17 protein-coding genes are annotated in these 20,875 nt (G+C 69.3%); 11 read left to right on the top strand and 6 right to left on the bottom strand.

Translation table 11 applies throughout. The features are described from left to right. Positions 1 to 840: DEAD/DEAH box helicase (locus tag VB080_RS15240; RefSeq protein ID WP_323419306.1), on the bottom strand; the 840-nt coding region annotated here is incomplete at its 3' end. Positions 841 to 958: 118 nt separating this feature from the next. On the opposite strand from VB080_RS15240, the gene VB080_RS15235 reads away from it, so the two are divergent. The 3 genes from VB080_RS15235 to VB080_RS15225 all read left to right on the top strand — a co-directional run bounded on the left by VB080_RS15235 (position 959) and on the right by VB080_RS15225 (position 2,850). Then, positions 959 to 1,213 carry a type II toxin-antitoxin system VapB family antitoxin gene (locus VB080_RS15235; RefSeq protein ID WP_323419305.1) on the top strand — a complete coding sequence of 85 codons (255 nt, stop codon included), beginning with the start codon at positions 959 to 961 and terminating at the stop codon, positions 1,211 to 1,213. Further along, on the top strand, positions 1,210 to 1,596 hold the full coding sequence (locus tag VB080_RS15230; protein WP_323419304.1) for a type II toxin-antitoxin system VapC family toxin: 387 nt from the start codon (positions 1,210 to 1,212) through the stop codon (positions 1,594 to 1,596). Before VB080_RS15235 ends, VB080_RS15230 begins: the two co-directional genes overlap by 4 nt. 561 nt (positions 1,597 to 2,157) lie before the next feature. After that, positions 2,158 to 2,850, top strand: a complete 693-nt coding sequence (locus VB080_RS15225) for a hypothetical protein (protein WP_323419303.1) — start codon at positions 2,158 to 2,160, stop codon at positions 2,848 to 2,850. A gap of 114 nt (positions 2,851 to 2,964) precedes the next feature. On the opposite strand, the gene VB080_RS15220 is transcribed toward VB080_RS15225, so the two are convergent. Continuing rightward, positions 2,965 to 3,894 carry a type IV toxin-antitoxin system AbiEi family antitoxin domain-containing protein gene (locus VB080_RS15220; RefSeq protein ID WP_323419302.1) on the bottom strand — a complete coding sequence of 310 codons (930 nt, stop codon included), beginning with the start codon at positions 3,892 to 3,894 and terminating at the stop codon, positions 2,965 to 2,967. A 325-nt stretch (positions 3,895 to 4,219) separates the two neighbouring features. After that, positions 4,220 to 7,903, bottom strand: a complete 3,684-nt coding sequence (locus VB080_RS15215; RefSeq protein ID WP_323419301.1) for an efflux RND transporter permease subunit — start codon at positions 7,901 to 7,903, stop codon at positions 4,220 to 4,222. 107 nt (positions 7,904 to 8,010) lie between these two features. Here VB080_RS15215 and VB080_RS15210 point away from each other — a divergent pair, with 107 nt between their 5' ends. The 3 genes from VB080_RS15210 (at position 8,011) to istB (ending at position 11,567) form a co-directional block, all read left to right on the top strand. Continuing rightward, a complete protein-coding gene (locus VB080_RS15210; protein WP_323419300.1) occupies positions 8,011 to 8,640 on the top strand; it encodes a MarR family winged helix-turn-helix transcriptional regulator in 630 nt (209 codons plus the stop codon). Positions 8,641 to 9,252: 612 nt separating this feature from the next. Continuing rightward, positions 9,253 to 10,773 carry an IS21 family transposase gene (istA, locus tag VB080_RS15205; RefSeq protein WP_323419299.1) on the top strand — a complete coding sequence of 507 codons (1,521 nt, stop codon included), beginning with the start codon at positions 9,253 to 9,255 and terminating at the stop codon, positions 10,771 to 10,773. Continuing rightward, positions 10,770 to 11,567, top strand: a complete 798-nt coding sequence (gene istB / locus VB080_RS15200) for an IS21-like element helper ATPase IstB (protein WP_323419298.1) — start codon at positions 10,770 to 10,772, stop codon at positions 11,565 to 11,567. Before istA ends, istB begins: the two co-directional genes overlap by 4 nt. 385 nt (positions 11,568 to 11,952) lie before the next feature. Here istB and VB080_RS15195 read toward each other — a convergent pair whose 3' ends face one another. Together VB080_RS15195 and VB080_RS15190 are read right to left on the bottom strand one after the other, a co-directional pair. Continuing rightward, a complete protein-coding gene (locus tag VB080_RS15195; RefSeq protein ID WP_323419297.1) occupies positions 11,953 to 12,897 on the bottom strand; it encodes an aldose epimerase family protein in 945 nt (314 codons plus the stop codon). A 74-nt stretch (positions 12,898 to 12,971) separates the two neighbouring features. After that, the gene (locus tag VB080_RS15190) at positions 12,972 to 14,234 is read right to left on the bottom strand and encodes a multidrug effflux MFS transporter (protein ID WP_323419296.1); all 1,263 of its coding nucleotides are present in this window, start codon (positions 14,232 to 14,234) and stop codon (positions 12,972 to 12,974) included. A gap of 355 nt (positions 14,235 to 14,589) precedes the next feature. On the opposite strand from VB080_RS15190, the gene VB080_RS15185 reads away from it, so the two are divergent. From VB080_RS15185 to VB080_RS15165, 5 genes are all read left to right on the top strand, one after another. Then, positions 14,590 to 16,008 (top strand): FAD/NAD(P)-binding protein, encoded by a 1,419-nt coding sequence (locus VB080_RS15185; RefSeq protein WP_323419295.1) that lies wholly within the window; start codon positions 14,590 to 14,592, stop codon positions 16,006 to 16,008. An 82-nt stretch (positions 16,009 to 16,090) separates the two neighbouring features. Beyond that, entirely contained in the window at positions 16,091 to 16,393 is a 303-nt protein-coding gene (locus VB080_RS15180) for a Dabb family protein (RefSeq protein WP_323419294.1), read from the top strand. A gap of 310 nt (positions 16,394 to 16,703) precedes the next feature. Then, the gene (locus VB080_RS15175) at positions 16,704 to 17,837 is read left to right on the top strand and encodes a DUF3048 domain-containing protein (protein ID WP_323419293.1); all 1,134 of its coding nucleotides are present in this window, start codon (positions 16,704 to 16,706) and stop codon (positions 17,835 to 17,837) included. 65 nt (positions 17,838 to 17,902) lie between these two features. Next, positions 17,903 to 19,042 (top strand): MGDG synthase family glycosyltransferase, encoded by a 1,140-nt coding sequence (locus VB080_RS15170; protein WP_323419292.1) that lies wholly within the window; start codon positions 17,903 to 17,905, stop codon positions 19,040 to 19,042. 247 nt (positions 19,043 to 19,289) lie between these two features. Continuing rightward, a complete protein-coding gene (locus tag VB080_RS15165) occupies positions 19,290 to 20,105 on the top strand; it encodes a hypothetical protein (protein ID WP_323419291.1) in 816 nt (271 codons plus the stop codon). 285 nt (positions 20,106 to 20,390) lie between these two features. Here VB080_RS15165 and VB080_RS15160 read toward each other — a convergent pair. Further along, the coding region (locus tag VB080_RS15160; protein ID WP_323419290.1) for a hypothetical protein at positions 20,391 to 20,875 on the bottom strand (485 nt) is incomplete at its 5' end.

Here is a 20,875-nt window from a genome sequence, read left to right as displayed (position 1 = left end):
GTTGGTGGCGTCCCCGATCGCGGCCAGGTCGGGGACGGGCACCACCACGTCCAACTGCCAGCGCTTCTCGCTGGGCGGCGCCACGATGTCGACCGGACGTCCGCCGGCCAGGAAACGTGCCACCTCCTCGACTGGACGGACGGTGGCCGAGAGCCCGATCCGCTGCGCCGGCCGCGGCAGCAGCGCGTCGAGTCGTTCCAGGCTGAGCGCGAGGTGGGCGCCACGCTTGGTGCCGGCAACCGCGTGCACCTCGTCAAGGATCACCGTGTCGACCCCGCGTACCGCTTCGCGGGCAGCCGAGGTGAGCAGCAGGAAGAGCGACTCCGGGGTGGTGATCAGGATGTCGGGCGGATTCCGGGTGAAGCTGCGGCGCTCCACAGCGGGGGTGTCGCCGGAGCGGACGCCCACCCGGATCTGTGGTCGCGGCAGCCCGAGCCGGGCAGCGGCATGGCCGATGCCCACCAGCGGCGCCCGCAGGTTGCGCTCCACGTCCACCGCCAGCGCCTTCAGCGGGGAGATGTAGAGGACGCGGCAGCGGGCAGGGACGGGCTGTGGGCCCGCCCCCGGCGCGGACACCCGGGATCGGCCGGTGGGATGCGGTGGTTCGCTCTCGTCCGGGCTGCTGCCGGTGGGGGGCTTCTGCTGGGTGTCTGCCAGCCGGTCCAGCGCCCACAGGAAGGCGGCCAGCGTCTTGCCTGAGCCGGTCGGCGCCACCACCAGGGCATGGCGTCCGGTGGAGATCGACTCCCAGGCACCGGTCTGGGCGGCGGTGGGCGCAGCGAAGTTGCTCCGGAACCACTCCGCGGTCGCCGGGGAGAAGCGGTCGAGCACCTCGGTCACGGCGACAACTCTGCCACCTGGCTCCGACAGCAATCACGGCCTGCCCGCCGTGCAGCCGGAATGGATCGTCACCCGTATCTTCCTTAACGACAAGATTTCTTCCTAGTATGGTTGATCCATGGCGTTGAACATCAAGGATCCGGCCACCGACGCGCTGGCTCGCGAGTTGAGTGACCTCACCGGGGAGAGCATCACCGAGGCGATCCGGATCGCCATGAGCGAGCGGCTGGCCCGACTGCGCCGACAGGCGGCCGCCTCCGAGCGCGCGTCGGACCTGCAGCGGTTCGTCGACCGGGGACGTCAACGCGCCACTCTGGTCGACCGCACCGCGGAGGAGATCCTTGGCTACGACGAGAACGGGTTGCCCGCATGATTGTCGACACCTCCGCGCTGGTGGCGGTGATCCTCGGTGAGCCGGACGCCGAAGGATACCTGCGCGCTATGGCCACTGCCGAGTCGCTGGCCGTCTCGGCGGCGACCCTCGTCGAAGCGCTGATCGTGGTGGAGGCCCGCCAGGGACGTGATGCCGCCACCGATCTGGCCGCACTGCTCACCGAGTTGGACGCCGAGATCGTGAGCTTCGATGAAGTCCAGGCCGAGCAGGCAGCCGCTGCCTGGCGGCGCTTCGGCACGGGACGCCATCCCGCGGCGCTCAACTTCGGCGATACGTTCAGCTACGCGCTGGCGGTGGTCCGCGGGGAGGCGCTGCTCTTCAAGGGCGACGACTTTGCCGCCACCGACGTCATGCGTGCCTGAAGATCGGTGGTTCCGGACCCCGCCCTGATGAGGTGCGGAAGGCGCGGTCGAGCTGGGTTCTCTCCAGGAGCCCCACGTCCGGTTTGCTGCAAAGCACCCGGCCCTGACCACCTGATCCGCCCATCCAGGGCACCCGGACGAGGGGCGGAGCTGAGCGCCGTTCACGGCGTTGGGCGGGCGCAGCCTCTTTCGGGTGCTGAACCGTAGCGAGAACGCCGCCGGTATCCCGGTGACCGGATCGGGAGCGACCACACTCGGCACCCCGAACACCTGCTGCACCAGCCGCTCCGGGGAAGATGCGCAGGTGCGACTCGGGCGGCACCCCGAACACCTGCTGCACCAGCCGTGGCGTGAGCACCTCGGCGGGCGACCCAGCAGCGGCCAGCCGTCCGTCGTCCAACACCAGGAGGCCGGTGGCGTGGCGGACGGCCCGCGCCAGGTCGTGCAGGACCACCGCCAAGGTGCGGCCCCCGGCATGCAGTCGGGTTCAGGAGGACTGCGCACCGGCGCGCGATGGAGCCCCGCTCGACCGCAGATTGCCTTCTCGAATACCGTTGAGGCATGATCCTGAAGCTCCGCAGTGCCGCACTTCTCGTCCCGCTCGCCGTCTCCGTCCTGACTCTCGCCGGCTGCGCAAGTAGCGCGCCGATCGCCGCAGACCCGTCGCCCACGGCCGGAGAATCTGGCATGCAGACCGCCGCTGCCTGGCTCGACGCCGGCCGCATCATCGGCGTCGTCACCTGGGGGTCCTCCACCTGCGTGCCGACGGCGGACGCCGCGACCGCCTCCGGTCAGGAGATCACGGTCACCCTCACCGACAATGCCGAGGGCGCCTGCACTGCCGACTACGCGCCGCGCGCCAGCGAGGTAGCCGTGCCTGCCGGTGTCGACCCGAAGCAGGACGTCACCGTCCATCTGACCTACCTCGACCAGACCGTCGACCTGACCCTCGCGGGCGATCCGGGGCTGACCGGCACCCCTGGTGAACCGACCGACTACCAGCCCACCGCCGGCTGGTTCACTGATCAGGGCATCGCGTTGCTGACCTGGGGTTCATCCACCTGCCGGCCACAGCCGGCGAAGGTCGATGAGACGGCGGACGGCATCACCGTCAGCTTCACTCCCCACGACGGCGCCTGCACCATGGACATGGTGCCGCGGCTGACGGTCATCAGCGTCGAAGGCGGCGATCACGACCGCAACCTCACCCTGGTCGGCGACAACCTCGACGCCACAATCCCGATCGTCGGCTAAGTCGGCGCCCCCGCCCTTGGCCAAGGCACGCCTCGGCAGGTCTCTGAACGGCTTGACTCCGAGTTTGTGCACCGTGTTCAGTACACAAACTCGGAGTTAAGCGTCTGAAGCCAGCTACCTGCGGGCGGACCGGGGAGCGCAGCGGGGGCAGGGATGCGGACGGCCGGGCCAGCCCTGCTGATGCAGGGCGGCGACCACCTCGCGCATGACCTGGCAGGGGCGGACGGCGACCGGCTCCCACACGTAGCGCAGGGTGAACTGGGCCTTCAGTCGATGTTTGTTGTCTCGATCGAGGTCGTTCCACGCGGCGACGCCGTCGTGGTACGGGCGTCCATCGAGTTCGACGATGAGGCCGTACTCCTCGTACCAGACGTCGGTCTGCTTCTCCAGCGGACCCTGTTGCCGTTTCGAGGGCGGCAGCCCGTGAGCCCGCTCGACGTCCCGCAGGTAGCGTCGCTCCAGCGCACTGCGCACGCCGATGGCGGTGTCGGCCGCGATCTCCGACAGCAACGCGCGGGCCGGGTGCCGCTGGACGGCGGCGAGCATCGCCATGATGTGCTCGGATGTCGTGAGGCGCTTGCCGATCGCCGTCGACACCAGCGCCGCCAGTGAGTCCGGAGTCAACTCCCCGGCGAGGTCAACGATCGTGCGCGGGACCGGTGTTCGCGCAGGGTAGCGAACGCCTTGCCGAGCAGCGCTGATGAACTGCCATCGCGGGTCGCGGCGGACCTCGGCGTCCGGCCCGACGAACACCGTCACCTGGCGCGGCGGTTCTGCCAGTATCCCGTCCAGATGAGCGGCAGAGGTCATACCGAGCACGGCGTTGGGCCCGCCGAGCAGGACGCCAGCCCAGGCCTGCTGTCGCCAGCCGCCGTCCCCGAGGGCGTAGATGCCGCGGGTGATGCGAGTGAGTCGGCCCTCATCCACCCAGCGGGCGATGACGCGGTCGCTGCCGAACTTGCGCACCTGTGCGCGCGAGACCGCGAGCGCCTGCCGGCGCGCGATCCGCTGTAGTGGTTCGGGAAAAGGCGTCCGTGATTTCATGCCTACCGTTATTGCGACCGGACGCTCGAACGTGCCACCCAATTCTGCAACCTGTGGATAACTCGCCTCCGCTCGCCGTTATCCACAACCCCTGCCCGGCCCGGGTGCTCCGCCAGCACTCTCGCTGGCGCGCGTCTCGCGCCACTATCGCTCGGCTCGGCTGGCGGTTTCCCGTCCCTCATCAGTGAAGCGGACGGAGGTGACGGCCTTGACTCCGAGTTTGTACACCGACTTCAGTGCACAAACTCGGAGCTAAGGCCGATGGCGGCCAAAGGGCCGGTTGGCGGGGCGTGCGGGCTCGAAGGGCGCAGGCCTGGAGGGACGGTCAGGCGGAGGCGGTGGGCTCCCCGGCCTCGGCGGCCTTGAGGCGGGCCAGTTCGGCCTCGGCGGCGGCGCGGTGCGCGGCATGTTTCGCGTCCCGCTTCACGGCGCGCTTCTCCCGCCAGTTCTCCAGCAGGTCGAACAGCACCGGCACCAGGATCAGCGTCAGCAGGGTGGACGTGATCAGTCCGCCGATCACCACGATCGCCAGCGGCTTGGAGATGAACACCCCGCCGCCGGTGATGCCCATCCCCATCGGGATCAGCGCGAAGATGGTCGCCAGCGCGGTCATCACGATCGGACGCAGCCGCAGCCGCGCACCCTCCTTGATCGCGGCCGTCACCTGCATGCCGCCCTTGTGTTTCTTGTTGATCAGGTCGATCAGCACGATGGCATTGGTCACCACGATGCCGATCAGCATCAACATGCCGATCATGCTGGGCACCGCGATCGGGGTGTCGGTGGCCACCGACAGCCCCAGGGCGCCGGTGAACGCGAACGGGATCGACACCAGCAGGATCAGCGGCTGCAGCAGCGAGCCGAAGGTCGCCACCATCACCAGGTAGACCACGGCGACGGCGACCACCATCGCCAGGGCCAGTTGGCTGAAGGCCTCCTGCTGCATCTCGGTGACGCCGCCCAGCCGGACGGACACCCCGTCCGGCAGGCTGAGCTTCTCCAGACCCGCGGTCACCTCGGAGGTCACCGTGCGCAGGTCGCCGCCACTGGTGTTCGCGGTGATCGTGGCGGCGCGCACCCCGTCCACCCGGGTGATGGAGTTGGGAGCGTCGACGAGCGTCACCTCGGCGACATCCTTCAACTCCAGCGGCGCCGCATTCAGCTTCTGCGCGTCCTTGGCCTGGTCGGAGAGGCGCTGCTGGTCGGCCTGGCTGTCCATCGACTTGTTGTACTGCGTGGCCAGGGCCTCCAGTTGGTCGTCGATCGTCGAAATCCCGGACTTGGCCTGGGCCTTGGCGCCGGTCAGGCTGGCCACCTGCATGGCGAGGCCGGACACCGTCTCGGCTGCCTGGTACACCGCCCCGGGCAGCGCACTGGCCGAGAGTTTGGTGGACAGCGCGGCGCAGGCCTGGATCTCGGCGGGGGTGGAGGCGGTCCTGCAGTTGGCCAGGGCGCCGAGGTCCCCCTGGTAGGCGGCCGTCGCCTTGCTCAGCTTCTTCTGCGCGCTCTTCAGCTGCTTATTGGCCTTCTTCAGCTGCTTGTTGATCTTGTTCTGCGCCTTTTTCGCATCCGAGCGGGCGTCCTTCAGCTTCTTCACCTGGTCGTTGTAGGACTTCTTCGCGTCCGCCTTGGCGTCAGCGGTCAGCTTGTCCGTCTCCTCGGAGATCTTGTCCGCGGCGTCCTTGCGGGCGTTGATCGTCATCAGCTGAGTGACCGGCAGTTTCATGGACCCCAGCTCGTCCACCGACGTGGCCGGTTGCTGAGAACGCAGGTAGACGTCGAGGGTCTCGTCTCCCTCGGTCAGCGAGCCGATCTTCTGGCCGTCGACGGCACGCGCCACCGCCTGCCCGATGCTGACCTGCGTCATCCCGGCGTCGGCGGCGGCCTGCTCGTCGATGTCCACCGACAGCATCTGCCGGGCCTCGGCCAGGTCGGAGGTCGGGGTGTCCAGCGAGCTGACCTCCTTGAGCATGGCCAGCACCTGGTCGTTGGCGGCGGCGAGGGCCTTCGGATCAGAGCCCTCCACGTACAGGATCAGCTGGCTGGACGCGGCGCTGACGCCGACGGCCACCTCGATGGTGCCCAGGTCGGGCTTGTCGGCCAACTCCTGTCGCAACTGGGAGGCCAGCGCCTCCTCGTCGCTGCCCTCGGCCACGGTGATGGTGTACGAGGCCTTGTTCGCCGACCCCTGCCCGGCCAGCGCCAGCCCCGAGGAGCCGCCGATGCTGGTGGCGTAGGTGGTGATCTCCGGTTTGGTCGCGAGCACGGCCTCGACCTGCTTCGCTGCCGCGTCGGTGGTGGCCAGCGGGGTGCCGTTGGGCAGGGTCTGGGTGATCTGCAGGCTGTTGAAGCCCATCGCGCCGATGAAGTCGGTCTTCAGCAGCGGTGCCATGGCGACCGTGCCTCCCATGATCACCAGCGCCAGCAGCAGGGTGGTCCAGCGGTGCCGCAGCGACCAGCCAAGGACGGGGTCGTAGGCCTTGTGCAGCCAGGTGTTGGTCTCCTTCTCCTCGGCGTGGACGTCGGCGAGCTGTTTGGCCGAGGGCCGCATGAACCAGGACGCGAGCACCGGGACGACGGTCAGCGCGACCAGCAGCGAGCCGAGCAGGGCGATCGTCATGGTGAGCGCGAAGGGACGGAACATCTGCCCGGCGTAGCCGCCCACCAGGCCGATCGGCAGGAACACCGCGACCGTGGTCAGGGTCGAGCTGGTGATCGCGCCGGCCACCTCCTTGACCGCTCCCACGATCATTGGACGGCCGAACTCGCCGGCAGACTGGTGGCGTTTGATGTTCTCGATCACCACGATCGAGTCGTCGACCACCCGTCCGATCGCGGCGGTGAGCGCGCCCAGGGTGAGGATGTTGAGGGTGTAGCCGCCCACCCACAGCCCGATCAGCGCGATCAGCAGGGCCAGCGGGATCGACACCGCGGTGATCAGGGTCGGCTTGATCCGGCCCAGGAAGATCATGATCACGAAGATCGCCATCACCAGGCCGATGCCGCCCTCGACCGACAGCCCCTGCACCGACTCCTCGATGAAGGGGGACTGGTCGAAGACCACGTCGAAGCTGGCGTTCGAACCCAGTTGGGTGGCCAGGGCCTCGGCGGCGGCCTTGACCTCGTGGGAGACCGAGACGGTGTTGGCCGAGGTGTTCTTGGTGATCGACAGGGTGAGCGAGGGACGCCCGTTCACCCGGGAGATCGAGGTGGTGGCGGTCGGCTCCTCGGCGACGGTGGCGACGTCCTTCAGCAGCACCGGACCGTCCGTCCCCTGCAGCAGCAGGTTCTCCAGGTCGGCGGCGGAGGAGAAGCTGGTGCCGGTCTGGACGTTGAGGTCGGCGGTGCCGGTCTCCATCGTGCCGGACGGGATCGCGGTGGCGTTGGCCAGGAAGAGCTGGCCGATCAGGGACGGGTCGATGCCCGCCTTGCGCAGCTTCTTCTCGTCGTAGGTGACGTTGATCTGGTGGGTCTCGGTGCCCGACAGGGCCACGTCCCGCACGCCGTCCAGGGCCTTCAGGGTGGGGACGACGAGGTCGGTGGCCTGGGTGGACAAGGTGGTGGCGTCGGCGTCGGAGGAGAGCGCGAGGATCATCACCGGGATGTCGTCCACCCCGCCGGTGATCACTGTCGGATTGAGCCCGGACGGGAGGCTGGCGCCGAGCCCGTCGACCGCCGAGCGGACCTTGTCGGCGATCTTGTCGGCGTCGGTGCCGTACTCCCACTCCAGGGAGACCATCGACACCGAGCTGGAACTGGTGGAGGTGACGGCGGTGATCCCCTCAACGCCCTTCACGGCGGACTCGATCGGCTTGGACACCTCCTCCTCGACCACTTCGGGGCTGGCCCCGGCGTACACGGTCAGCACAGCGCCCCGCGGCAGGTCCATGCTGGGGATGAGTTCCTGTTTCAGCGCGCCGGTGGCGTAGACGCCGGCGAGGATGGCCAGCAGCGCCAGGAGCAGGACCACCGTCCGGTGGACAAGGCTCAGGTTGGTAAGGCGACTCACAGTTCAATCTCCCGATTCGGGTGCGGCGTGACCAGCGAAGGTCGTTAGCAGCGTACTAACCAAGCAGGAATGTTAGCATCAGGCTAAGAAACTGAGGAGAATGGCCTGTGCAACCACGTGCGCGAACCGGTGATCCCGATCGGGACCGGCTGCTGGAGGAGCTCTTTGCCCTGCACGACCGGATGCGCCTGCTCGGGATCGAACTGTTCGGCCCGGTGCAGTTGCCGCCGGACCTGACCGTCCAGCAGTTGCGGGTGATGGGCGAGGTCGCCCACGAGCCCGGCCTGTCGGGTCACCGGCTCGGCGAGCGGATGGGAGTCAGCGCGCCGACCGCGAGCGGGCTGGTGGACCGCCTGGTCGACAAAGGCCTGCTGGAGCGGGTCGAGGACGCCATCGACCGCCGGGTCCGGCGGGTGTATCTGACCGCGCGGGGGAACCAGGTGGCTGGACGGGTGGACTCCCTGCTGGCCAGGATGCTGGATTCCGTCGTCCCGCCGATCCCGACCGGCGACCTGGTGGTCCTGAAGCAGGCGGCCGAGGTTCTGGTGCGTGCGGTCGAGCACGCGATTGCGGACCAGCGCGGTGTCGAGTTGCCCCGTGAAGATCCGAGCGTCTCACATTCTGGACAGCTCTCGATGGCTCATCGGCCTCGTTCGTCACAGCTGTCACACGACACGCCGACGACACGCCGAGAACAGCCGGAGCCGGTGGAATCCCTCGCAAGCGACCCCTTGTGAGGGCTCTCCGGCAGCGACTAGAAATAAGCCATCGGGTTGCTCCGGCAGTCCGGTAGCCGAAAGAAGGAAGCCACGCTTCCCGTCGGGTTTCGGCCCGTCGGATCGGACCGGTGATGCGGTCGGAGGGTGTGGGGGAGAGCTTTCGGAAGGCGCGGATCATCGCTCCAGCGCCGAGTGGAGCCCCGGGAACTCATACTTCCCGGGGCTCTTCTCACGTCCCGCCCGGACACCCTTCTCACGACCCGCCCGGACCTCAGGGCCTGACTTCCACACTGGATGACTGATTCGGCGGTTCGACTTGGTGTTGGCGCTTGTCAGCGCGATTTGCGGATGGCTTTCGGGGCACCAAACAGCGGTTGGGTAGTGAGTCCCGCGACCGGGCCGGGGGACGGTTCCGGTGGCCCGCTTCTTACCCGCTTGTCGGCGGCCACGAAAAAATGCCCAGTGACGGTCATGAAAGTGCCCGCTGGCGGTCATGAAACCTGCCCGGTGGCGGTCATGGGATCTGCCCAGTAGTTGACGTCGCCCTCGTCGTGTCTGTGCGGCTGGGGCCCCTTCCTCGGGTGCGATTGGCGGTGCTGATTCGCATCGCTAACCCGAGGAAGGGACAAGTTGAAGTCTGCCGAGGAGATCATGGAAATTTTGGATGCTTACGACCTGACCGGGTCGTTGCGTGATGCTGCTGAGCTGGCGGGGTGTTCCCACCACACGGTGAAGCGGTATGTCGAGGCCCGCGAGAAGGTGGGTGGTCCGCCGGAAGCGCCGGTGCGTCGGTCCCAGCTGATTGACCCGTTCCTGGGCAAGGTCGAGGAGTGGGTCGAGCGGAGCAAGGGCAAGGCGCGGGCCGACCGGATCCACGCCAAGTTGGTGTGGCTGGGTTACACCGGTTCGGAACGCACCACCCGCCGCGCGGTCGCGGAGCTGAAAGCGGCGTGGCGGGCGGGGAACCGCAGGGTGCACCGGCCGTGGATCACCGAGCCGGGCATGTGGCTGCAGTACGACTACGGCGACGGGCCGGTGGTCGACGGGGTGCGGACGATCCTGTTCGTCGCCTGGCTGGCATGGTCGCGGTTCCGGGTGGTGTTCCCGATCCGCGATAAGACCCTCCCATCGGTGTTCGCCGCGCTGGACGTGACGTTCCGCCGCCTCGGCGGGGTCCCCACCTATGTGTTGACCGACAACGAGAAGACGGTCACGGTCGAGCACATCGCGGGGATCCCGGTCCGGAACCCGCAGCTGGCCGAGTTCGCCCGGCACTATGCGACCACGGTCCACACCTGTGTCCCGGCCGACCCGGCCTCCAAAGGCGGCACCGAAGCCAGCGTGCGGATCTCGAAGGCCGACCTGGTCCCGACCGATGTGAACCTCGGTGACGAGTACGACTCCTACGCCGAGTTGGAGGCGGCGTGTGTGGAGTTCTGTGACCGGGTCAACACCCGGGTCCACCGGGTCACTCGCAGGCCACCTGTGGAGATGCTGGCCGAGGAGAGACCGCGGTTGCATCCGGTGAACGCCACGCCGTTCACGGTCGCGTTCGGCGTTACTCGGCAGGTGCCGGTCAACACCCCGATGGTGACATTCGAGAACGGCCAGTACTCGGTACCGCACCCGTTGATGGGCGCGACGGTGTGGGTCAGGGTCCACGGCCGGGGCGACGACGAACAGGTGATCATCACTCATGTCGGCGGCGACGGCCCGGTCGAGGTCGCCCGCCACCGCAGGGCCGCGCCCGGCACCCCACAGCTGTCGGATGATCACTTCCCGCCGATGCCCGAGGGGGCGTTGGAGCGGACCCCCAAGGCGAGGAACACGGCCGAAAAGGAGTTCCTCGCCCTGGGTGAGGGAGCCCGGCTATGGCTGGTCGAGGCCGCCGCGGCCGGCACCGGCAAGATGCGGGTCAAGATGGCCGCCGCGGTCCAGGCCGCGAAGCTGTTCACCCCTGCCGAGGTCGACTGGGCGTTGGGGCATGCCGCGGTCCACGGCCGGTTCGCCGAAGCGGACCTCGCCAGCATCCTGGACCACCACCGCACCCAGCCCGCCACCGGCGAACACCGCGCGGGCGAGAACGCCTCCCTCACTCAGGGCACCAGCGCCTGGGCCAGCTACGGCCAGCAGCAGGAGGCCGGCCAGTGACCACCCGCACCCCACCGGTCGCCGGCGTTCCGTCCGCCCCACCGTTGTCAGCCGAACTCGACACCCTGCTGCGCCGGCTCCGGCTGCCCCACATCCGCCGCCTGGCCCCCGAGATCATCGCGACCGCGAAGAGCCAACGCTGGGACCCCGCCGAAGTCCTCAAAGCCCTGTTCGCCGAGGAAGCCGCTGGACGGGACCGCTCAGCACTGGCCACCCGGCGGACCGCGGCAGGGTTCCCCACCGGGAAGACCTTCCACGCCTGGCAACCCGAACTATCATCCATCCCAGCCCCCACCCAACAAGCACTCCGGACACTGGAATGGATCGGACGGCGGGAGAACCTGGTCGTGTGCGGACCCTCCGGGACCGGGAAGACGTTCCTCCTCGAAGCCCTCGGACAGCAAGCCGTCGAAACCGGCATGCACGTCGCCTGGTTCACCCTCGAACAACTCGGCGCACTGCTGCGCCGGCACCGCGCCGACGACACCGTCAGCAAAGCCATGACCCGGATCCTGCGCGCTGACCTGATCGTGGTCGACGACATCGGCCTTCTCCCCGTCGGGGCCGACGCCGCCGAAGGGCTGTACAGGCTCGTTGACGCCGCCTACGAGAAACGGTCGGTCGCGATCTCGTCGAACCTGCACCCCGCCGGCTTCGACGAGCTGATGCCCAAAACACTGGCCACCGCGACCGTGGACCGGCTCCTGCACCACGCCCACGTCTGTCAGACCAGCGGCGACAGCGTCCGCCTCACCCAAGCCCTCACCGGCAAGGGGGTGAACCCCTTGAACTAACACCCAACCCGGCCGTCGGTGGCCAACCCCACTTGGGCAGATCCCATGGCCACCACCGGGCAAAACTCGTGACCGCCACTGGGCAGGTTTCATGACCGTCTCCGGGCAGAAACCAATGGCCCTTGACACCCGCTCCGGCAGCCATGAGTCCTGCGACTGGGCCGGGGGACGGTTCCGGTGCCCCGCTTCCTACCCGCTCCGGCAGCCAGGCACACCTCCATCGCGCGGTGACAGGCTGAGCCACCGGAACCGTCCCCTGGCCCAGCGAAAGCCGGAGGCGTCGATCTCCAACCTGACTCCCTGGCAACCGGCGCCAACCCGAGTCAGCTGCCGGGCTTCCACCGTGGGCGGGAAGCTGGTCCCACCTCCACGGCGGTGCTGGGGCTCAGGCCTGGCTGACCAGCCACTGGGTGGTGACGCAGTAGACCTCCCCGGGGCGCAGCACCGCGGACGGGAAATTGTCGTGGTTGGGCGCGTCGGGGTAGTTCTGCGGCTCGATCGCCAGGCCTGCCCGGCCGACGTTCTCGCCGGAGTACAGCTGTACCGCCGGGGCGTCGCTGCGGACGGTGAGCGTCACCCCGTCGGGGCCGGTCAGCCGGACGTGCTCGCGCAGACCCTCGCCGTCCACCACGAAGTTGTGGTCGATGCCGCCGCCGTTGTCCATGCCCTGTTCCACCACTGACGCCAGCGCCTCGCCGAGATTGCGGCCGGCGCGGAAGTCGAAGGCCAGGCCGTCCACGTCACGGACTTCCCCGGTCGGGATCAGGTCGGGACGGGTAGGGGTGTAGCAGCTCACCGGCAGGGTCAGCCGGTGCGACTCGATGGTGTCACCGCCGAGGATGAAGTACGGGTGGGTGGTGAGGTTCACCACCGTCGGAGCGGTGGTGGCGGCCTGGTAGCACACCTGCGCGCCGCCGTCGATCAGGCTGAAGGCGGCGGTGACGGTCAGCTCGCCGGGGTAACCCTGGTCGCCGTCCGGGCTGACCAGCTGGAAGATGACGGTGTCCTGGCGGGCCTCGGCCACGTCCCAGACGACCTCGGAGATGCCGCCCGGGCCGCCGTGCAACTGGTTGACGCCCTCGTTGGGGAGCAGCTGGTAGGCCGTGCCGTCGAGGACGAACCGGGCGCCGTCGAGCCGGTTGGCGAACCGTCCGACGGTGGCCCCCAGGTAGCCGACGACGGTCGTTGCCGGGTCGGGACGAGACAGCACGAGGTTGCGCCACGCGCCGTCCGGGCGACGCACCTCGAACCGGTGCAGGGTGGCTCCGAAGGGCAGCAGCTCGATGGCTAGCTGCTCGTTGGCCAGCCGCAGGATCGACGGGGAGTTCATGGCAGACAACGTAGTGCCCGGACACCGGCCGCCGCAGCTGGTCCGCGCGGTCAGCGCCCGCCCGCGGCCGGCGCTCAGAGTTCGTCGGTCGGCTCGTAGGCCGGGGCATCCGGTGTGGTGCCGGGCTCGCGTCCGGACCGCCGCAGGTGGTAGCTCCACAGCGCCCAGGCCACCAGGATGAAGGCCAGCGACCCGGCTGCCAGCGTGGGCAGTGAGCGGGCCAGCAGCGGCACCAGCAGGCCGGCGATCACCGCGTTCGAGACCGTCGCCACGAAGGCCTGCACCGAGGACGCCGCCCCGCGCCGGTCCGGGTAGAGGTCCAGCATGGCGAGGGTGACGATCGGATAGGCGACGGCGATTCCGAAGGCCTGGACGGGGATCGCGACCACCGTCCACGGCAACCCGCGGGTGGCCGGCACCAGGCTGAACACCAGGCTCACCACGGCCGCGCAGACGCTGATCACGTAGCCCACGCTGGCCAGCCGGCGGCCGTTGACCCGGCCGGCCAGGCGTCCGCTCACCCAGGAGCCGCTGATCATGCCGGTGATCAGTGGGACGAAGAGGATCCAGAAGTCCTGCTCGCCCTTGCCCAGCAGGTTCACGATCAGCAGCGGTGCCGCGCTGATGTAGAGGAAGTTGCCCCCGAAGTGGAACATGCCGGTGAAGGCGAGCCGGCGTCCGTCCGGCACCCGCCAGACCTCGAGCAGGTTGTGCAGCAGGGTACGCGGGTTGAAGTCCGTCCGGTTCTGGGCCGGATGGGTCTCCGGCAGCCAGAGCAGCACCAACACCAACAGCACCACGCCCAGCCCGACCAGGAACCAGAAGGTGCCCCGCCAGTCGCCGACGGTCAGCAGCCAGCCGCCGACGATCGGGGCGGCGGCCGGGGCCAGGCCGAAGATCATCGCGATCTGCGCCATCGTGCGCTGGGCCTGGGTGTCGGCGAAGGCGTCGCGGACGATGGCCCGGCTGACGATCTGGCCGCCGCCGGCCGCCAGCCCCTGCAGCGCCCGGAAGAGCAGCAGGACGGTCAGGTTCGGCGCCAGCGCACAGCCCGCGGCCGCCAGGGTGTAGACGATGGTGCCGACGATGATCACCGGTTTGCGGCCCAGGGCGTCCGAGAGCGGCCCGTGGAACAGGCTCATTGCGGCGAAGGCGAGCAGGTAGACGGTGATGATCTGCTGCAGGGCGAAGTCGGAGGCACCCCACTCGGCGCCCAACTGCGCGAAGGCCGGGAAGATCGTGTCGGTGGAGAACGGGCCGATCATGCCGAGCCCGGCCAGGATGGTCAGGAAGAGCCACTGTGGCGGAGCTGCTGCACTGGTCTCCGTCCGGGTCACCGGGACACTCTCTCATGACGCCCCCGTTTCGGCGGTGACCAGTTCGGTCAGCGGCGGCGGACGGTCCGTGGTCGCCGCGCCGCTGGGCAGGGACGATGGTGACGCTCCGGGGGCCGGTGTCGCCTGGCGGGTGACGCGCCGCAGGTCCGGCGGGGCTCTGCCCACCGTCGGTGGGGAGAATGCCCACCGCTCACCCGCCCAGCGGACAGCGACGGGCTTTGCACACCGTGGGCGGGGAAGTGCTTCCACGTCCCCATCAAGCCGGGATGAGCGGATGCGCCGTGGGCAGGATTCGGGGGTGGACCGGGCAGCGCGTGGGCTGGCGCGGGAAGGCGGGTCGCATAGGCTGGCCGCCATGAATCCGCGGCGGGTGGCGATCGTCGGTGCTGGGCCCTCCGGGCTTTTCGCGGCCCAGGCGCTGCTTGCGCGGGCCCCCTTCGAGGTCGGGATCGACATCTTCGATCGGCTCCCGTCCCCGTTCGGGCTGCTGCGCTACGGGGTGGCGCCCGACCATGCGTCGATCAAGGCCATCGCTACCGTGCTGGCCCGGGTGTTCGACGACCCGCGGGTGCGGTTCTTCGGGCTGGTCGAGCTGGGGCGGGACGTCACCGTGGCCGAGCTCACGGCGTCCTACGACGCGGTGGTCTACGCGGCCGGGGCCAGCGAGGACCGCCGGATGGAGATCCCCGGTGAGACGCTGCTGGGCAGCCACTCGGCCCGGGAGTTCGTGGCCTGGTACTCCGGCCACCCGGACGCTTCGCCGCAGTCCCTGCGCGGGGTGCGGACGGCGGTGACGGTCGGGGTCGGGAACGTGGCCATCGATGTGGCGCGCGTCCTGCTGAAGCCGGCCGGCGACCTGGCGGCCACCGACATGCCGCAGGCCGTGCTCGACGAGCTGCGGGCCGCACAGATCCAGGACGTGTGGGTGATCGGCCGTCGCGGCCCCGAGCACGCCAGCTTCACCACCCCGGAGTTGCGTGAGCTGCTCGCCCTGCCCGGGGTAGCGGTGGACGTCCAGGGCGTCGAGCTGGCGAGCATCGACGATGCCGACCTCGACCGCCGCACCAAGGCCAATGTCGCCGCCCTGCTGGAGTCCACCACCCCGCCCGCCGGGCCCCGGCCCGGGACCCACGACGGCGACGGGTCCGATTCGGGTCAGGACGGGGCCCGCCCCCGGGCGAGGCTGCACTTCCTGTTCTGGCACCGGCCGGTGCGGATCGTCGGGGCGGGGCAGGTCGAGCATGTGGTCTGCGAGCGCACGGCACCGGCCGGGCCGGGTCGGGTCGAGGGCGTGGGCGATCTGGTCACGATCGACGCCCAGCTGGTGCTGCGGGCGATCGGCTACCGGGGGATCCCGATCCCCGGGGTGCCGTTCGACGCCGAGACCGGACGGATCTTCAACCAGGACGGCCGGGTCACCGACCCCGACGGCACCGTCCACCCCGGCGAGTACGCGGTGGGCTGGATCAAGCGCGGACCGATCGGGGTGATCGGCACCAACAAGGCCGACGCCGGCCAGACGGTCGGCCTGATCCTGGACGACCTCGCCGCCGCCCCCGAGCGCGAGGAGCGCGACCTGATCGCCCTGCTCGCCGCGCGTGGATTCAGCCCGTCCACCTTGGCGGACTGGCGGCGGATCGACACCGCGGAACTGGCGCGCGGCGAGGCCGGCGGACGCGAGCGGGCCAAGATCGAGGCCTGGCACGAGCTGCTCGACCTGGTCCGCACCGGACGCGCCGGCGGCCCGCCGTCGGTCGCCGACCAGCGCGTCTGACCTGGACGACCCTGCCGGCATTCAGGTCAGTGTGCGCCGGCGGCTGCGCCGGGAGCTTCGTCCCTCATGGGAGAATCCCAACGTGATCAAGCACATCGTGATGTGGAACTTCGCCGACCAGGCCGAGGGCGCCGACAAGGCCGCCAATCTCGCCACCGTCCAGGCCCGGCTGACCGCCCTGAGAGGGCTGGTCGACGGCATGCGCACTCTCGAGGTGGCGATCGGAACCGACGACCTTGAGCACAGCTACGACCTGGTGCTCTACAGCGAGTTCGAGACGGCCGATGCGCTGAAGGCCTATGCCACCCATCCCGACCATGTCGTGGTGGCCGAGTTCATCGGCAAGGTGCGTACTGCCCGGGCTGCCTTCGACTACGAGGTCTGAGCCGCCCGAGCCACCGACCTCTCCCGGTTCGATGGCACCGCCCCCGTCCAACCGCGCCCTCAGCTCCTCCTGGTCCTCGGAGGCCGCCGTCCATGCAGAAACCGGGCAGGAGAGGCCACCCGCGTGGATAATCCACGCGACTACCCGAAATCACCCGGTTTCTGCAGCCGCCGGCTGGTTGAAGCCGTCGAATCGCACCTGGAATCGCCGGCGGCGCGCCGCGGCCGGCCCCCGCGGGATTGGGAGACACGCTCTACCATGATGCGGGTGCCCGGAGCAGGTTGGGCCGGCTGAGTTGAGGGAGGACGCAGTGGGCGATCTGAGCCGCAGGACACTGGTGACCGGGGCCATCGGTCTGGCGGGCACGGCAGCGCTGGGTACAGCCCTGACCGGCTGCTCCCCGGCCTCGGCCGACACCGTCCCCACGTCACCGCCATCCACCCCGGCCCCGTCCGCCACCACGCCGTCCCCGACCCCGTCCGACGCCCGTCCGCGCTGGCCACTGACGGGCGTCCTGCTGGATGACCCAGCCGCCGCCGAACGTCCTGTTGTGGCGGTGAAGGTACCCGACAACAAGGGCGAACACCCCCAACAGGGGATCAATGACGCCGACATCGTCTTCGTCGAGCTGGACGGCTACCGTGACACCAAGGGCGAGAGCGGCACCCGCCTGGTTCCGGTCTTCCACTCCCGCTACGCCGCCGCGGTCGCGCCGGTGCGCTCGATCCGCCCGGTCGACGTGCCGCTGCTCTCGCCGATGGACGCCATCATCGGCAACACCGGCGCCGCCGGCTGGACGTTGAAGTACTTCAAGAAGAACGCCAAGGGGCTGGACTACTCCCGCAACTACATGGCGACCAAGGGCACCGGTTCGTACTCGATCGACGGCTCCCGGGTGCGCACCATCGACGGCCAGAAGTACTACGACCGCGCGGTCGTCTGCCACCCGGAGAAGCTGGCGAAACAGAGCAAGATCACCACCACCCCGCAGCTGCCCTACTTCCCCTTTGCCACCGGCGACGAGCAGCCGAGCACCCAGACCTCGGGCCAGGCCGCGTCCTCGATCAGCGTGCCGTGGCACAAGGGGGACTCCTACAACACCGGTTACAGCTGGAGCGCCAAGCAGCAGCTGTGGCTGCGCTCCACACCCTGGGGCAAGCACGTGCTGGCGAACGGCGACCGAGTGACCACCGACAACGTCCTGGTGATCCAGGCCAGGCAGCACTACGCCCACCACGAGCCGTTCCACGACCTCAGCGGCGAGCAGGGCACCTTCTACTACTTCCACGGGGGCAGGTACGTGACGGGAACCTGGAGCAAGGCCGAGGACGTCGACGCGCTATTCAGCTTCACCCTCGCCGACGGCAGCCCGCTGCGGATGGCGCCCGGTCGCACCTTCGTGGAACTGCCCAACGTCAAGACCACCATCGGCGTCAAGGCCTGATCGCGCAGCGGGATGGTGCCATGCTGGACGCACAGCGTCCACGACGTGTCCAGGAGGAGACCTCGATGACCGAACAGGCTGTGCCAGCGTCCGCTCGCAAGGGCATCCTCTTCCTGTTCTCCGACACCGGGGGCGGCCACCGCTCGGCCACCGAGGCGATTATCGAGGCGCTGGAGCTGGAGTTCCCCGGAACCTTCGCGACCTCGAAGATCGACTTCCTGCGCGGCTTCCCGCCGCCGATCAACCGAGCGCCGGAGCTCTACCCGCCGCTGTCGAAATACGGCGCCTGGGGGGCCTCCTTCCACACCTTCAACACCCGGCGGGGCGCCAACGCGCTGGCCGACGTCGCCTACCCCTACGTCCGCAAGGCCGCCAAGAAACTGGTGGAGGACCACCCGGCCGACTTGATCGTCTCGGTGCATCCGCTGGCGAACTCGATCGTCACCCGTGCGATGCGCAAGCACCCGCGTCCGTTCATGACCGTGGTCACCGACATGGTCACCACCCATGCCTTCTGGTTCGACCGGCACGCCGACCTGGTCGTCGTCCCGACCGAGGTGGCCAAACAGCGCGGAGTCGAGTTCGGCATCCCCGCAGGCAACCTGCGGGTGATCGGACTGCCGGTGGACGAACGGTTCCGGGCAGTACCTTCCGACCGGATGGCGTTTCGCCGGCGGGTGGGCTGGCGAGAGGATCTCCCGGTCATCCTGCTGGTCGGCGGTGGGGACGGGATGGGCCCGGTGAAGCGGATCGCGAAGGCGATCAACGAGGACGCGCCGCAGGCCCAGCTGGTGGTGATCTGTGGACGCAACGAGTCGCTGCGGGCCGAACTCGAGGGGCTGGACTGGAACCTGCCCGCGCACCTCTACGGCTTCACCACCCAGATGCCCGACTTCATGTGGGCCTCCGACATCATGGTCACCAAGGCCGGCCCGGGCAGCATCAGCGAGGCCTTCATCTGCGGGCTGCCGATCGTGCTGTACTCCCGGCTGGCCGGCCAGGAGGAGGGCAACGTCGACTACGTCGTGGACGGCGGCGCCGGGGTGTGGACCCCGCGGCCCCGCGAGGCGGTGGAGGTGATCCGGCACTGGGTGGACGATCCCGCCGCCCGGGAGCGGGTGGCCGCGGCCAGCCGGGCGCTGGCTCGTCCGGACGCCTCCCGGCAGATCGCCCGGCTGATCGCCGAACAGTTGGGCGTCTTCTGAGCCGACCGGTTCGGCAGGACGGATCCGCCGCACCGGGGGCTCGACCAACCCGACCAGCGCAGCGAGCGTCCCAACCGGTGGGGGCCGTGACCGAGCCGACCTCAGTTCCATCCTGACGGACTGCCCGTCGCCGCACTCGAGGCGGAGGCCGTGACCCGACCGACCTCGGTTCCACCGGCGCCAGCCGTCCGGCCGGCATTCGACCCGGCTTGCCCGGCCACCCTATGGTTGTTCCTCGGAGCCCTGAATGAGTGAGACGAAACCCACACCCCCTGACGCCGAGGAACCGGACGCCAAAGAGCCGGTGAAGGTGACCTTCTCGCTCCCGCAGTTGCTCGGCAGCGCGGCGGCCGCCTCGACCGCGGCCTTCCTGGGTTCGATCTTCGGCACTGCCGGGACGATCATCGGTGCCGCGGTGGCCAGCGTGGTCGGCGCCGTCGCGGGCACTGTCTACACCGCCGGCCTCGACCGCACCGGACGCCATCTGTTCACCGTGATGAAGCGGGGCTGGGAGCGGGTACGGGGTGCCGATCCGTCCGCCGAGGTGGAGGGCGAGGGACTCGAACTGGTGGTCGAGCAGCAAGATCCGGGGACGATGGCCCCGGTGCCGACGGGGCCGGTGAAGGAGCCGCAGCAGCGTGCCCGGACCTGGCGGGCGGTCGGCCTGCGGGTGCTGCTGGCAGCCGTGGGCATCTTCGCGCTGACCTTCGCGGTGATCACCGTGCTCGAACTCACCACCGGACGGTCGTTGGACGGCCAGCCCGGCACCACGGTGGGACAGGTCACCCGGCCCAGGCCGGCGTCGAGCAGTCCGCAGCCCAAGCCGAGCGAGTCGACCTCCGCGCCGACCCCGACTCCCACGCCCACGCCGACTCCCACGCCGACCGTGACCCCCACTGACCCCGGCACCGCATCGCCCAACGCACCGACTACGGCCCCGACCACCTCGGCACCCACCACGACGGCGACGACTACCGTCCCATCAGGCAGGACGGAGCCCTCCCAATCTGCTGACGCCAGTCAGGAGCCGACCGATCAGGCAACCGCAGCCGGGCCCGCCTGACCCCTGCGCTGTTCTTGCCTGCCCTCTGCGCTGTTCTCGCCGGATCCCTGCTTACTCTCGCCTGCCCGCTCCGCTCCCTCCCCCAACCCTCCGCCCCTCCCGCCTACCCCCCCGTCCCCACCTCCCCGGCCGCGGGTCACTCAACTCTGCGCCCCCAACTCGACTGTGCGGCTGCTACAACACGGGCAAAGTCGAGGTGGGCACGCACAGTGGATCGCCGGGAGGGCGACGGGGAGCGGGACGGGTGGGGAGCTGGGAAGAGAGAGATCGGGACGGCGAGTCAGGTCACTTCTTGATCTTCGAGGTCTTCTTCGAGGTGAGGGTCACGGTGGCGTAGCCGGACTTCTTGCCGGTCAGACTCACCGTGATCACCTTGCCCTTGAGCGATTTGGTCAGCTTCAGCTTCGCCTTGGTGGCTCCCTTGACCTTCTTGCCGTTGGCGTACCACTGGTAGGAGAACTTTGCCTTCTTCGTCCAGCTGCCCTTGCTGACCTTGAGGGTCTTGCCGACCTTGCGGGTGCCGGTGATCTTGGGCACCGCGGCGGTGAGCACCTTGGCGCTGGTGGCCGAGGTGCGGGTCGCGGTGGTGTAGCCGGTGAGCGTCCCGGTCACCCTGACGCTCAGCTTCTTGCCGTTCTGCGCTTTGGTGAGGGTGAAGCTCGCCTTGGTGGCTCCCTTGATCGCGGTGCCGCTGGCGTACCACTGGTAGCTGAACTTCGTCCCCGTGGTCCAGGTGCCGGTGGCCACGGCCAGCTTCTGACCGGCGGCGA

Origin of the sequence: Propionicimonas sp., from assembly GCF_034927565.1 — a bacterium.
Classification (GTDB): domain Bacteria; phylum Actinomycetota; class Actinomycetes; order Propionibacteriales; family Propionibacteriaceae; genus Propionicimonas.
This window is presented reverse-complemented; position numbering and strand designations above follow the sequence as displayed.

What these genes read in the sequence shown, in the direction of transcription:
- VB080_RS15235 (WP_323419305.1), top strand. Translation starts at nt 959, where the DNA reads ATGGCGTTGAACATCAAGGATCCGGCCACCGACGCGCTGGCTCGCGAG.
- VB080_RS15230 (WP_323419304.1), top strand. Translation starts at nt 1,210, where the DNA reads ATGATTGTCGACACCTCCGCGCTGGTGGCGGTGATCCTCGGTGAGCCG.
- VB080_RS15225 (WP_323419303.1), top strand. Translation starts at nt 2,158, where the DNA reads ATGATCCTGAAGCTCCGCAGTGCCGCACTTCTCGTCCCGCTCGCCGTC.
- VB080_RS15220 (WP_323419302.1), bottom strand. Translation starts at nt 3,894, where the DNA reads ATGAAATCACGGACGCCTTTTCCCGAACCACTACAGCGGATCGCGCGC.
- VB080_RS15195 (WP_323419297.1), bottom strand. Translation starts at nt 12,897, where the DNA reads ATGAACTCCCCGTCGATCCTGCGGCTGGCCAACGAGCAGCTAGCCATC.
- VB080_RS15185 (WP_323419295.1), top strand. Translation starts at nt 14,590, where the DNA reads ATGAATCCGCGGCGGGTGGCGATCGTCGGTGCTGGGCCCTCCGGGCTT.
- VB080_RS15170 (WP_323419292.1), top strand. Translation starts at nt 17,903, where the DNA reads ATGACCGAACAGGCTGTGCCAGCGTCCGCTCGCAAGGGCATCCTCTTC.
- VB080_RS15165 (WP_323419291.1), top strand. Translation starts at nt 19,290, where the DNA reads ATGAGTGAGACGAAACCCACACCCCCTGACGCCGAGGAACCGGACGCC.